The sequence below is a fragment of the Paenibacillus psychroresistens genome (assembly GCF_009728935.1).
GTDB lineage: Bacteria > Bacillota > Bacilli > Paenibacillales > NBRC-103111 > Paenibacillus_AC > Paenibacillus_AC psychroresistens.
In genome coordinates this window covers 6,402,948-6,417,348 of record NZ_CP034235.1, presented here as the reverse complement: position 1 = coordinate 6,417,348, position 14,401 = coordinate 6,402,948, and the positions used below count along the sequence as shown (strand labels likewise).

The 14,401-nt window shown below is 37.4% G+C and carries 13 protein-coding genes; 12 read left to right on the top strand and 1 reads right to left on the bottom strand.

Annotated features, from left to right (window positions below; genetic code table 11):
* Positions 1-159: 159 nt before the first annotated feature.
* From EHS13_RS29095 to EHS13_RS29090, 3 genes are all read left to right on the top strand, one after another.
* Entirely contained in the window at positions 160-786 is a 627-nt protein-coding gene (locus EHS13_RS29095) for an S-layer homology domain-containing protein (protein WP_155703737.1), read from the top strand.
* Between the two features lie 158 nt (positions 787-944).
* Complete coding sequence (locus EHS13_RS37285) at positions 945-1,073, top strand: hypothetical protein (RefSeq protein ID WP_264373555.1); 129 nt, start codon at positions 945-947, stop codon at positions 1,071-1,073.
* Between the two features lie 146 nt (positions 1,074-1,219).
* The gene (locus EHS13_RS29090; RefSeq protein WP_155703736.1) at positions 1,220-4,438 is read left to right on the top strand and encodes a CheR family methyltransferase; all 3,219 of its coding nucleotides are present in this window, start codon (positions 1,220-1,222) and stop codon (positions 4,436-4,438) included.
* 110 nt (positions 4,439-4,548) lie between these two features.
* Here the strand turns inward: EHS13_RS29090 and EHS13_RS36485 are convergent, their stop codons facing one another.
* The gene (locus EHS13_RS36485; RefSeq protein WP_193571454.1) at positions 4,549-4,707 is read right to left on the bottom strand and encodes a hypothetical protein; all 159 of its coding nucleotides are present in this window, start codon (positions 4,705-4,707) and stop codon (positions 4,549-4,551) included.
* An 80-nt stretch (positions 4,708-4,787) separates the two neighbouring features.
* Here EHS13_RS36485 and EHS13_RS29085 point away from each other — a divergent pair, with 80 nt between their 5' ends.
* From EHS13_RS29085 to EHS13_RS29045, 9 genes are all read left to right on the top strand, one after another.
* On the top strand, positions 4,788-5,120 hold the full coding sequence (locus tag EHS13_RS29085; protein WP_155703735.1) for an STAS domain-containing protein: 333 nt from the start codon (positions 4,788-4,790) through the stop codon (positions 5,118-5,120).
* The gene (gene rsbW, locus EHS13_RS29080) at positions 5,117-5,533 is read left to right on the top strand and encodes an anti-sigma B factor RsbW (RefSeq protein WP_155703734.1); all 417 of its coding nucleotides are present in this window, start codon (positions 5,117-5,119) and stop codon (positions 5,531-5,533) included. Before EHS13_RS29085 ends, rsbW (EHS13_RS29080) begins: the two co-directional genes overlap by 4 nt.
* Before the next feature lie 169 nt (positions 5,534-5,702).
* Complete coding sequence (gene rsbW, locus EHS13_RS29075; RefSeq protein ID WP_155703733.1) at positions 5,703-6,143, top strand: anti-sigma B factor RsbW; 441 nt, start codon at positions 5,703-5,705, stop codon at positions 6,141-6,143.
* The gene (locus tag EHS13_RS29070) at positions 6,140-6,922 is read left to right on the top strand and encodes a sigma-70 family RNA polymerase sigma factor (protein WP_155703732.1); all 783 of its coding nucleotides are present in this window, start codon (positions 6,140-6,142) and stop codon (positions 6,920-6,922) included. Before rsbW (EHS13_RS29075) ends, EHS13_RS29070 begins: the two co-directional genes overlap by 4 nt.
* 86 nt (positions 6,923-7,008) lie before the next feature.
* The gene (locus EHS13_RS29065) at positions 7,009-7,374 is read left to right on the top strand and encodes a response regulator (RefSeq protein WP_155705549.1); all 366 of its coding nucleotides are present in this window, start codon (positions 7,009-7,011) and stop codon (positions 7,372-7,374) included.
* 64 nt (positions 7,375-7,438) lie between these two features.
* Positions 7,439-7,846, top strand: coding sequence for a hypothetical protein (locus EHS13_RS29060; RefSeq protein ID WP_155703731.1), 408 nt, complete (start codon positions 7,439-7,441; stop codon positions 7,844-7,846).
* Between the two features lie 169 nt (positions 7,847-8,015).
* The gene (locus EHS13_RS29055) at positions 8,016-11,606 is read left to right on the top strand and encodes a CheR family methyltransferase (protein WP_162463305.1); all 3,591 of its coding nucleotides are present in this window, start codon (positions 8,016-8,018) and stop codon (positions 11,604-11,606) included.
* Between the two features lie 134 nt (positions 11,607-11,740).
* Positions 11,741-12,745, top strand: coding sequence for an inorganic phosphate transporter (locus EHS13_RS29050; RefSeq protein WP_155703729.1), 1,005 nt, complete (start codon positions 11,741-11,743; stop codon positions 12,743-12,745).
* Positions 12,746-12,900: 155 nt separating this feature from the next.
* On the top strand, positions 12,901-14,325 hold the full coding sequence (locus EHS13_RS29045) for an ATPase domain-containing protein (protein WP_155705548.1): 1,425 nt from the start codon (positions 12,901-12,903) through the stop codon (positions 14,323-14,325).
* Positions 14,326-14,401: the final 76 nt, after the last annotated feature.

Sequence of the window (14,401 nt, the reverse complement as noted above, 5' to 3'; positions counted from 1 at the left end):
AAAGGCTCTACGCATACATCTGCGTGGAGCCTTTTCTATGAGTATTTACCTATAAAAAAGTAGTTTTAAAATTTATGTAGAATAGATGTTTCAAAGCCTATAAAGCTGTGTATATATAAGCAAGCAACAACAAATTAGATTCAAAAAGGAGCAATTATTATGAAAAAAAGTTTATCAATGATCGGGTCTTTAGTCCTAGCTTTCACTGTTTTCTCATCCGTTGCATTAGCGGACACTGCTCCTGAAGTAACACCTGTTAAAACGGCAGATGAACAAAACGACATGCTCACCACACTAGGCATCTTCACAGGAGATGAAACAGGCGATATGAATTTGGATGGCTTCACTAATCGTGCACAAGCGTCTAAAATCGTCGACATCCTCTGGGGTCTCCCGCAAGACACTGCAGCAGCAGATAAATACAAAGATTTAAATGGATATGGCTGGGCTACAGGTTACATCGGTGCAACTTCTAAGATCGCATTATTTAGAGGAGATGAAAAAGGTAACTTCAACCCAGGAGCTCGTATTAGTATTGAAGAGCTTGCAGTCGTGTTAGTACGTGCCTTTCAATTACCGACTAGTGCAACAGACGAAGTTACGGGAAATGTAGCAGTATGGGCGAAGAGCTCCGTTGCAGCAGCACTTAAAGCAGGACTTATACCTACCGTATTTGATTACACAGCAAGTGCAACACGTGCTGATCTGATCATGTCAGCTTATGCATCATACTCTAAAATCAACCAAATTGAACCACCGGGATATGGTAATTACATAGTAATGTAATTAATCCTACAATAATAAAGAGCAGCAGGCGATCGTTGCCTGCTTGCTCTTTTTCAATACGTTTACGCTTGGTATTATAAACTATGCTATGATAGAATTATCTGTTTCATATCCACATCAATAGGTTATATAGTGTATAACAGTGAAGGAGGATTTAGATGATAAAAACATGTGTTGTTTGTGAAATTGAATTAAACAATGATAACGAATCGGATGAATTTCCAGGGTATTGCAATTTCTGTGTTGAAAATAATCATGTTATTGAGGAAGACTTACCACAAGTATAAGTATACTGTTATCGGGCAACGTATTGCTTATCTATTCGCTGCTTACTTCTGGTATCCAAGGAAGGCAGCTTGTTCTTATTTAAAAAGTTTATTCGACTTATTGAGGAATGCAAAGAATGACGTGGGAAGGAAATTGATTATGTGAAATGAATGTACAATTTGGCAAGGAAACAGATCTAACAAATGATAGACTCAAAGAATTCAGTGTTGTCGGAATAGCAGTCTCACCCTTAAAGCTGGAGGCGCTGAAGCAATTTTTAGACCATTTGGATAATGTGCGCGGCCTGTCTTATGTCATTGCTCAGTTGGGTTCGCCAAAAACTAAAGATATTCAAATAGAGCAGCTCTCCAAACATACGGAGAAAAAGATTTTCCATGCGGAAAATCATATGGAGCTTCTTTCGGATTGCATTTATTTGCTGCCGCCCCAGCATGACATAATCTTTCGTGCTGGGAAAATCCATTTGACAGAGTGTACATCCGAGACTAAGTTACTTGATATGCCGGCAGATCGTTTTATGAAGTCGTTAGTTGAAGGCTTCGGCAGCAATGCGATTGGAATCCTTTTTTGTGGCAAGGGAATTGATGGTACGCGTGGAATTGAAGCGATTACTCATGCCAATGGACTGATTATGGTAGAGGAGAAGAATACACATAAACCTTTACGTATAACGGGAAGTGATATAGAGATTGATCGCACGGATTACATTCTCTCTCCGGAGGAAATGCCCAATCACATCATTGAATATATAGAATTTTATATGAACCAGACCAAAGAATCGATTGAAGTAGAGTTAAAGACCCTGTTTTCCATTATCAAGCAGGCATCAAGCACGGACTTCTCCGTTTACAAACAGGCTAGTGTGATGCGCCGTATCCAAAGGAGGATGGGCATTCTACAATTTGAATATCTTAAGGACTATAACAAATATCTGTACCATCATGCAAACGAAGTCATTTTGCTGCAAAAGGATTTATTGATTGGTGTCACAGAGTTTTTTCGTGATTCTGACGCATTCTCCATCTTAGCAGATAAGGTGATTCCAGCCATCTTCGAGCGGCAACGGTTGGAAAAACAGATTAGGGTTTGGGTGCCAGGCTGCTCTACAGGAGAGGAAGTATACTCCATTGCAATATTGATAAAAAAACAAATGGAGGTAATGGAAGAAAGATTTGAAGTTAAGATATTCGCTACCGATCTGGACAAGGATGCCATTCATACAGCAAGCAGAGGTATATATTCTGAGAGCATTACGAAAAATGTTAAGCCAGAGCTCTTGAATGCCTATTTCTCACATCATGGAAACCAGTACAAAGTGAATAAAGAAATCCGGCAGATGGTCATTTTTGCGCAGCATAATTTGCTTAATGATCCGCCTTTTATTCAAATTGATCTAGTATCCTGTCGAAATTTGCTGATCTATTTTCAGCCAGAAGCACAAAGAAAAGTGATCTCCATATTTGATTTTTCTTTGAAGCCGGAAGCCAGCTTGTTTTTAGGACCAAGCGAATCACTAGGGAACTTAACGAATCTATTTATTCCTATAAATAATAAATGGAATTTATATCAACACAAAGAGAATAGGTACTTGTTTGCACAAAGTTCCTTGGATTTGGGTGATCATGAAAGTGACACAAAGCTGCTCCACAAGAAAAAAATCATCACTAAGCTTAAGGAAACTGAAAAAATACTTAAATTGGATACTATTCTTACAAAGCTGATTGAAGAATATGTGGCTACTTGTATTATTGTAGATGAGAATAATGACATTATCCATATAAATGGGGATGCTAATCAGTATTTATCGATCCCTAAGGGTAAACCAAGCCTAAATTTGTTTAAAATGATCCCGGAATATTTATCCATTATCATTGGTACTGCTCTTTATAAAGCACGGAAAGAGAAAAAGGAGGTCATATACCGGGATGTTAGCATAAAAGATAATCATAAAGGCCATTCTATTCATTTGACTGTTAAATCGTTGATACTGCACTCAACAAATGAAAAGCTAATGGTTCTTTTCTTCGAGGAAGCAGGGAATTTGGTAAAGAGCAGTGAAGAAATTACTAAAGAGGATAAGATTCAGCAGTCCTTCAATGTTAAGGGCAATACCGGACAACATGATGAAGATTTGGAGCATGAATTACTGCTTGCCAAGGATACTTTGCAGATATTAAACCTAAAGCTGGAAACCACAAACGAAGAGCTCGAAACTTCGATTGAAGAGCTGGAAACGGCGAATGAACAATTGATTGTTGCCAATGAGGAGCTGCAAACCACTAATGAGGAGCTGCAATCAGGAAATGAAGAGTTAGTTGCGGTAAATAACGAATATCAGTATAAAATCCAAGAATTAACGGATATAAATATCGAGATTTCTAATTTTTTCCATAGTACCAATATAGCAACTGTATTTTTAGATGAAAAGCTGAATATTCGTAAATTTACTCCAGCTGCGGTCAAAGAGATTAACTTGAAGGAAAGTCAGATTGGGCAGCCTATTGGTGATCTGCTGCACAATTTGAAGTATGAGCAGTTAGCAGATGACGCCATCAAGGTACTTCTTACGGGTGAACCTATAGAAATTGAAGCACAAAGTTTAAATGACGAATGGTTTGCGATTAAAGTCCTGCCTTATCTTTCGAGCCGCAGCTTGAAAGAAGGGGTGGTTATAACTTGTATCAATATAACGGAGCAACGGCGAAAAAGCTTCTCCAAAGATAATGGTAATCAAAGCGGCGTTTTGGAATTAGAAATGCTGGCAGTCACTAACCAGCTGTCGGCAGGAATTGCCCAAGAAATTCGCAATCCGCTTCTAGCATTAAAGGAGTTTAACAATTTGAGTGAAAGTATGACCGCTGAATTGGATCGAATTGAAGCTATGATCAATGAATTAATCATATTGGCACCGCCGCTTCAGACGGAATTTACTAATGTTGATGTTGTAGGCATACTGCATGATGTTATAGCGCTATTTGAACCGCAGGCTATTCTAAAAGAAGTGGAAATCCTGGTGAAATTTACGGTGCCTAATCTTTTCATCCATTGTGTTCCTGTCCAGCTCAAGCAGTTGTTTATTAATATTCTCAATAATGGCATGAATTCCATGCTGCAAGGTGGAAATATGATCATTAAAGTGAAGTCTGTCGACAAAACTGCATTCATTAGCTTTAGCGATAGTGGAGCCGAGACCCCAAGGCCCAGACCGTCCCAGCAGAATGAGAACGCCAGAAAAACTAGAGAAAAAAGTGAAAGGCTGAACACCATAGTAAACAATAAAATTATCGAAAACCATCAGGGTGCTATTTCGTTCAAAAGTAAGCCAGGAAAAGGAACTGTTGTGGAGATTATACTGAAGTTATAATTGTTAAAATTAGTTTAAACAAATAAAAAATAGATAGAGATTCAGATGTGATCTGAGGACTCTATCCATTTTTATTACATTGTTCAGTAAGAAGGCTGCTCTTGGCAATGTTAAAACTTAGGAATTATGTATTTGACCAAAAAATACATCACTCCGAAAAAAATGATTAGATAAGCTGCATATTTGATCAATGTAGTTAACACCATGCTTGAATCGGTTTTTTTCTCAATACGGGTTTCTTTTTTATCAATATCGTTGGATAAATTCATCGATAATCGCCCTCCCTGCTTGTATCTTCAATAAATTCTTGTTACTATTTATTTAACCATTAACCGTAGGAGTGAAACATATGAATATTGAGAAATTTATTATGGATCAGCAAGAGAATGATGAAGAATATGTGTTTTATTTGAGTGGAGAGCTTGATCTCTCAGTAGCTCCCCAATTGCGTTCAGCATTGGAATCGATTGTTAATCAGGTTGAGAAACCATTGATCCTCAATTTAAAGAATTTAAAATATATTGACAGCACTGGGATAGGTATTATCATTTCTGTTTTAAAAATACGTGATGAACTAAATGCTCCATTCACTGTTCGTGAAATACCGGCACCTATCAAGCGTTTATTTGACCTTACGGGTATTTCCGAGTTTCTTAAGGAAAATACAGAGAATCAAGCATGAACGAAATCCGATTGAAAATTCCAGCGCATGCTGATTACGTAGAGCTTGTGCGATTGTGCTTATATGGAATTGCCTCTGATATGGGCTTTTCTCTCGAAGCGATCGATGACATGAAGGTTGCAGCTGCGGAAGCCTGCAATAATGCTGTACTGCATGCAAATCCACAAGGTGAAACAAATTTCATAGATATCGTATTTGAGATAACAGAAGCAAGCTTAACCATTCGGGTTAAAGATCAGGGGCTAAGCTTTGATTTTCAGGAAACCCTTGCAAGAGAGACCTCTCTGCATAACAAAGCGGTAAACGAGCTTCAGACAAGCGGATTAGGGCTTTTTCTAATGCAAGCACTGATGGATGATGTAACTGTTCTGACTGAGAATGGTACCGAGGTTATACTAACTAAGCATATTTAGCACAAAAGCCCACTGAACGGCATTTAATCCGTAGCTTCAGTGGGTCTTTCTTTTTATTTTCGAATCAATCTTTTATAGTGATCTGCTATTGTTTCAAATACAAGGTATTCGGGTAATTCAGAGTATATACGGAGTCCTTAAAGGACAGAAAAGAAAGGGAAGAAACTATATGAATGCATGCATAGGTTTAACCATTCCAGCTAAAGCAGAATATCTGCATATCGTGAGGCTCACGCTATTTGGCATAGCTTCGAATGTAGGCTTTTCTTATGAGCAAATTGAAGATATGAAGGTTGCGGTTGCAGAAGCATGCAATAATGTCGTCTTACATGCTTATGAAAATCAAGAGCCAGGGTCATTGGAAATTCAATTTGAATTAGAAGAAAACGGTTTAAGCATTCATGTTAAGGATGAGGGCTCAAGCTTTAATTATGAACAAATGGTTAATAAATCATCTACGCTTCACGATAAGACACTGGAGGAAGCAACAGTGGGAGGACTTGGCATTTTTATGATGCACGCTTTAATGGATAAAGTCCAAGTACGTACCAATCATGGTACGGAGGTTATTCTCTCCAAACTGTTACACAGAAATGAGGACCTGGCATGAATTTAAATTCATCCCCTCTTCAGCAAAATGAAATGAATGAGTACATTAAACAATATCAACAAAGCAATTCGAATGAAATAGCCACAAAATTGATTCTATACTATCAGCCTATTGTAAAAATGGCAGCGGGTAAAATGTCGAGGAATAAACCGGATTTATATGAAGACCTATTCCAAGTCGGGCAAATGTCCATGCTTCGTTTATTTCAGCAATTTGACAGCTCGATGGGAATTCCTTTTGAAGCTTATGCGATGAAGAGCATCATTGGTCATCTGAAGAATTATTTGCGTGATAAATCATGGTTTATTAAGGTACCTAGAAGAATTAAAGAAAAAGGTCTGTTGATTCAGCATGCTGTTGATGAACTGACTGTAGCTTTGGAACGTTCCCCTCGTATGGATGAAATTGCTGATTATCTAGATCTATCGGTTGAAGAAACCATTGAGATCATGGCAGGTCGAGAAAGCTATAACTATATATCTTTGGACACTCCTTTATCCAATGAAGAGGATAGCTCATCAATTGGAGATTTAATGGGTTCACAAGCAGATGATTACCAAGCTTTTGAGATGCGTGCTGATCTAGAAGAAGCCATGGTTCAATTGAAAAAAGATGAGCGGATCATCATTTTTTTGGCGTATAATGAAGGGCAATCGCAGAGGCAAATTGCCGAACAACTAGGTATTTCACAAATGAGCGTCTCCCGTATTCAAAAAAGAGCAATTGGCAAACTGAAAGTGCTTTTGGTGGACCAAAATTTGTCATCTTTTCTGGAATGATTTTGACGTAAAGCTTCCTCTAGGATTATAATTGGTATATTATTTCTTAAATTATGTGCTTATGTACCATCCCTAATGGAGGATCGATAATGGCCAAGATCATGATTGTGGATGATGCAATGTTTATGCGGCAAATGCTGCGGAATATTATAATTGATATGAATTTTGAAGAAATATGTGAAGCTAAGAGTGGCTTAGAAGCTATTCAGCTTTATGGAGAGCAAAGACCGGATATAGTTACAATGGATATTACTATGCCAGATATGGATGGATATACAGCTGTCAAGGAAATCATTAAGCTCTATCCAGATGCCAAAATAATTATGTGCTCTGCTGTGGGTCAACAAAGAATGATTTTAAATTCTATCATGGCAGGTGCAAAAGATTTTATTGTTAAACCATTTGATAAAAAACGTGTTATTGACTCGTTAACAAAGGTATTAAATAAATGACAGATAAAACATATATGCTTACGAAGAAGGCTTTCTAACGAAAGCCCAGAGGAGGACCCAATCAATGAACCCATTACAAGAGGCTCTACAAATTTTAGAAATAGATCATTTCGAAAATCCGAATGTATATGCGCTCCGATTAAATGGGAAACGTGTATTTGTGAATAAATGGGATACAGGAACGAGCTTTCTTAAAGAAATTAAGCAAGAAATGTTGTGGCAATTCGTTGGATTATTAAAAAGTGAGCCTGGAGTGCTATCATCCATAAGCATTGAAGATTTTTTAATGGTTAAATACATAAAGCCTTATATAATAAGAATTAATTTTCCGCCTACCTCCAGTGATTACTATGTCGATATTTATAAGATAGGCTCCCCTGATAAGCTCGATAATAATATATTGCAGTTGTGGGAAGACAAGTCAGCTTATTATTGGCTAAGAGATTTTATTAATGAGATCACAAACGGATAAAAGAGACCTTAGAGAAGGTCTCTTTTTTAAAATTCTAAGAAAGTATAAATTTTTCACTTGAACTGATCTTAGAATTCCGGACAAACGCTCCGTCTTAAAAGACGGTGAAGCCGTTTATACATGAATATCAGAAGTATATAATTCCTCTAAAATGGAGAGTGAAGCCTGTATGGGAGAAAAAGTTGAATCGGACAATTCCTCGTCTTATCCTCTTAAGTCAAATGAAAAATTTACTATCATTGGTATCTCCGCTTCTCTAGATAAACTCGAGCCATTGGAGCAATTTTTAAGACAGATGGTCCCTAATAGTGGATTAGCGTTTATTGTAGCGCAAAACAGTGCTTCAAGTATTGAATTATTCCCTTTAGAGATTATTGCTAAGTTTACGGTTATGGATGTTTACTCGATTGAAGGAGATACAGAAATTCGACCGAATAGTGTGTATCTTTTACCTCCTAGTCAGAACATTGAATTTCATGAGAAAAAGCTAGTTTTGAGCAAAATGGATGAGGAAAACGGCAACGTCTTGCTTGCGAATCGTTTTATGACTGAATTAGCCAATACCTACGGAAATAAGGCCATATGCGTATTATTCTCCATGGATAGAGATGTTGGTGCTCAAGGCATTGAGGCAATTAATCAGGCTAATGGCGTTGTAATGATTGAAGAATCCAAGCCTCGTACAAGATCAGATCTAAGTGGTATTAATTATGATCAGGTTGAATACATGCTTTTACCACATGAGATGCCTTGGCATATTCTCGAATATATAAAGTTCTATACAAATCATACAAAAGAATCCATAGAGGAAGAGCGAGAGCGCTTATTTGTCATTCTAAAGCAGACAACGGGTGTCGATTTCAGTTCTTACAAACAAGCAAGTATATTAAGAAGAATTCAACGACGAATGGGAATACAAGGCCATCAATCTCTGCACGAATATAACCAATTTTTAAATGAAAATGTAGCCGAGGTTGCAGCCTTGCAGAAGGATTTATTAATTGGTGTTACTCATTTTTTTCGTGATAGTAAAGCTTTTTCAGTTATTCAAAAAAAAGTGATTCCAATGATATTTGCACAACGGAATGAAGACAAGCAGATCAGAGTATGGGTAGCAGGTTGTTCAACTGGGGAGGAAGTATATTCTTTAGCCATTCTGTTCCGCGAATACATGGATGCACATAAAGAAGAATACAATGTAAAAATATTTGCTACGGATCTAGATAAGGATTCGGTCCAACATGCCAGTAAAGGAATCTATACAGAAGCCATTAGAAAACATGTTAAATCACAATATGTTGAGAATTATTTCACACGGCGAGGCGAGGATTATCAAGTAAATAAAGAAATTCGTCAAATGATTATTTTTGCTCAGCATAATCTGCTAAAAGATCCACCATTTAACCAGTTGGATTTAGTGACATGCCGTAATATGTTAATTTATTTGCAGCCCGAAATGCAAAGAAAAGTAATTTCCTTGTTTCATTTTTCGCTTAATTCAAATGCTTTTTTATTCTTAGGGCCAAGTGAAACACTGGGTAAGCTGGCCAATTTGTTTGAAAACATCGATACTAAATGGAATATTTATCAATACAATGAAATGAATCAGTGGCTATCCCCCCATACATATGGCAGTAGTGAAATGCTCAATATTAAAAAAACGAATGATAAGAGTAGTGTAATTTCTCGATTGAAAGATACAGATCGTATTCAAAAAATGGATGCGATTTATGCAAAGCTGATTGAAGATTACGTGGGCACGTTTATCATTATAGATGACAATAACGATATTATTCACATTAATGGCAGTGCAAATAAATATTTATGCATTCCTAAAGGCAAGCCTAGCCATAGTCTTTTCAGAATGATTCTAGAGTCATTGTCTATTACTATGCATACAGCGCTTCATAAAGTAAGAAAGGAGCATACTGAGGTTATCTATCAGGATATAATGGTAAAAACGATTAACGGACCACTTACGATTAATTTAATTGCGAAGCCATTCCATATGAATTCATGGAATGAAAAGCTGATAATCATTTTTTTTGAAGAAATTATCAAGAGTTCAGATATTGAAATTAGTGATACGGGATTAAATCAGGAAAAAAGAGAACAGAGCTTCTTGCAGATCGACAAAAGTATAATTCAGCACATTAAAGACTTGGACCAAGAGTTATTTCTGGCTAAAGAATCCTTGCAAGCAACCATCGAGGAATTGGAATCCTCCAATGAAGAGTTTCAAGCATCAAATGAAGAATTAATTGTCGTAAATGAAGAAATGCAAAGCACCAATGAAGAACTGCAATCGGTTAATGAAGAATTGAAAGCAATAAACAACGAATATCAACATAAGATACAAGAGCTGACTGAAATGAATAATGATATGTCAAATTTGATCGTGAGCAGTAATATAGCCACGCTCTTTCTTGATATGAATATAAACATCCGCAAATTCAATCCTGCAATAACCTTTGAAATTAATTTGATGGATTTCGATATTGGCCGTCCATTAAGCGATATTTCACATAATTTGATTTATAATTCCCTATTAGTGGACGTTAAACAAGTGCTTTTTACACATGTAATCATTGAAAAAGATATTCAAAGTAAAAATGGAAAATACTATTCCGTCAAAATATTGCCTTGTCGCGCAGCAGACCAGACAGTGGTAGGTGTAGTCATTTCCTTAGTGGATATTTCAGAAGCCAAAAAAACAAGCGAAGAACTATTGATGCTATCTCATGCGATTCACCAAAGTCCAGGCAGCATAGTAATCACCGATTTGGGGCAAAGAATTAAATATACGAATGCAAGATATATGGAGCAAACGGGCTACCAAATGGAGGAGGTAGTTAATTTAACACTTAATTTATTCTCAGACAATCTTTCCGCAGAACAATTATCTGCAATATGGGATCAGGTTCAAGCGGGTGAGAAATGGGTAGGGGAGCTTATAAACAAACGGAAGAATGGAGAAAGCTATGCTGAGCTCGTTACTCTATTGCCTATTAAAGATGATGATGACAAAATTATTAGTTATCTAAGGGTTTCCGATGATATCACAGAGCAGAAGCATACACTAGAATTACTCTATAAATCAGATATGCTATCCGTTGTGGGACAATTAGCTGCCGGAATTGCACACGAGATACGAAACCCATTGACTGCGCTGAAAGGCTTCACTAAATTATTGGCGCCTGATACGAAAAAGAAAAATTATATTGAAATTATGATGTCTGAATTGAATAGAATCGAAACGATTATCAGTGAACTGCTTATGCTAGCTCGCCCGCAAATGCTTCACTTTGAGAAAAAGAATGTTTTGGATATTCTTCAGGATGTAATCATGCTGCTTGAAGGTCAAGCGATCCTCAATAATGTAGAAATAATCACTAAATTTGCAGATGATTTGCCTTGGATCATCTGTGTTCAAAACCAGCTGAAGCAGGTATTTATTAATATCATTAAGAACGGGATTGAGGCCATGCCACAAGGCGGGGACTTAATTATTAAAGCTAGGCTGTTGGAGAGCAACAAAATCCTTATCAGCTTTACGGATCATGGAGTCGGTATACCAGAGAACAAGATTCCCCAAATTGGAGATCCTTTTTATTCAACCAAAGAAAATGGCACAGGATTAGGTCTAATGGTGAGCTATAAAATAATTGAGAATCATCAAGGGAATATTGAGATTAAAAGTATTGTCGGCAAAGGTACAACCTTTGAGATTATTCTCAACATAATGGAAGTACTCGCTTAAAATGTACGAAAATAAACACAATTTCATACGACAATTTTCTTGTTTTGTGATATGATTTTGAATGGTTCTATTTTGTTAAGGAATTGTAAATGTGCGAATACTAGGTTTTGTCTAATACTTTCAGGAGGCATTGCATGTTAGTCATCATTATTATTGTTGTTTTGGCGCTTATGTTTGATTTTATAAACGGATTTCATGATACAGCCAATGCTATTGCTACATCCGTTTCCACAAAGGCATTAACGCCTCGAGTTGCGGTTATCTATGCTGCTATTTTAAATTTTGTTGGGGCCGTTGTTTTTGACCAAGTAGCAAAGAATATCGGAAATGGCATTGCCAATCCAATGAATTTAGATCCTACAATCGGTTTACATATTGTGATTGCAGCTTTGGTTTCCGCTATTCTATGGAATTTACTTACCTGGTATTTTGGGATTCCATCCTCATCCTCGCATACCCTTATTGGTTCAATGGCTGGAGCAGTTATTGCCGGAGCAGGAAGTGGAGCCATTAATTGGAGCGGTTTTATTAAAATTATTAAAATCTTAGTACTATCCCCTTTTATTGCATTTGCGATCGGTTTTATACTTATGTATGTGGTCAAATGGATTGTCTTAATGCTTGGAAATGGCTCTCCTAGCAAATTTAACCGTAGTTTCCGATTTATGCAAATTTTCTCTGCAGGCGTGCAAGCATTCTCACATGGATCGAACGATGCACAAAAAGCAATGGGAATTATCGTTTTCGCTTTAGTCGTTGGTGGCTATCAGGTGGATACAAGTTATATTCCCCTGTGGGTGAAAATTTCGGCCGCACTTGCCATGGCTTTTGGAACCTCCATAGGTGGCTGGCGTATCATTAAGACTATTGGCCGAAAAATTATTAAAATTGAACCTATGAATGGATTTACATCGGATATAACGGCCACATTGGTCTTACAAACAGCTACCGCATACGGTATGCCATTATCAACCACCCATGTCATCACATCTTCTATTATTGGAACAGGTACTGCACTTAGACCGAAATCAATCAATTGGGGAATTGTTGGCAAGATGGTTATGACTTGGGTAATTACCATTCCGATCTCGATTGTACTTGCTTTCCTTATATACAAGCTTTTTTACACAATATTATAGAAAATCGGCATAGCCGGTATCCTAAGCCAAGCACATTGCTTGGCTTTTCTTTTTTTTCCGCAGCTTTGGGAATTGTGTTAAAATGGTAATAGAAAGCAATATTCGACAGCATTCATCCTCTCCCCAATTCGTAAAAGAGAGCGAAGGTGAAAGTTATGCAAGCGATATCAACGGGAATTAAAGGATTGGACTTTATTCTAAATGGCGGTTTTGCCAAAGGGGCTACCGTTATTGTAGAAGGCCAACCTGGAACAGGTAAAACAACCTTAGGCATGCAATTTCTCTATCATGGTGCCAAGTATCAAGGTGAATCTGGGATTTATATTACGTTTGAAGAGCTTCCAGAGCAAATTTATGCGGATATGCTACAGTTTGGGTGGGATATTAAACAACTGGAAGCAGAAGGAAAACTACGCGTCTTATGCATCTCGCCTGATGTATTGATGGAACAAATGATTGAACCCAATGGACTTTTCGAACAAATCATTCGTCAGATGAACTGCAAGAGAATTGTCATAGATAGTATAAGTTTATTTAAATATGTTGTCGCTTTCGCTCAATCCATTCGTCCAACGATTTATCGTTTACGTAATATTTTACGCAAGTTTTCCTTAACAGCATTGCTTATCCGTGAGCAGACGGAAGAAGAAGGCGCATTCCCTCCTTTTGAAAATTATGTTTTTGATGGAGTTATTCGTTTGAAGCTTAAACCTTATATGGAAACTTACCGAATTCGTACGCTTGAAGTTCTCAAAATGAGAGGACGACAAATTACGGAAGGCGAGCATGCTTACCGAATTACTAATGAGGGCATTTACCTGTTGCCGGCTCGTTCGATGGTGGGTGATTATGCCTATGTGCAGCGGAATGAATATACACCTACTGGCATTGATAAGCTTGATGAGATGCTAGGTGGAGGGATTGCTGCGGGAACCATATATTTGTTGGATACCAATAGCAAAGCAAATTATAAATACATAGTAGCTGCGATTCTTGCCAGTCGGTTGAATATAGGTGAGAATCTCGTTGCAATGATTTCTAGCTTAAATACAGCCTTCACCTTTAACGAGTTGATGAGAATGTTTGACATTAATGCTGAAGAAGTAATAGCGCGTAAAGGACTTTACTTTATAGAACATTATAATCGTTCCTATCCGGATATGTACCTTCCTTTCGTGTTAGATGCCAGCAAGCTAACTATTGAGAACTACAAGGAATGGCTAGTGGAGCAACTGGGGCAATTAATTCGTCAGCGTGAGAATAAAGCGGAGAATTGGTTCCTATATTATGATTTGAACACAATCATTGCTGAGCATGGCAAAGATTATGTGAAAAAGTATTTTGCTGAAGAGACGGCGTTGGCTAGAACAAGAGGGATTACCGTTATCGTGCTTTGCAACTTTGCTGAGATTGGTGAAGAAATGGCCTCCTATCTACAAAGAACGGTTAATGGGGTTATCCGAACTTGGGTCGATGGTTCATATCAATATTTGCAAGTAACGAAGTCCGCTAATGGTAAAATTTCAGAGCCTATGCTCGTTGAGAATATAAGCCAGAAACCGTTTATTCGTCTGCTTTAGTCATATTCAGCATATGCTTACGAAGCCAGTTTTCTAACGAAAACTCAGCATATGCTTACGAAGATAGCTTGCTTAC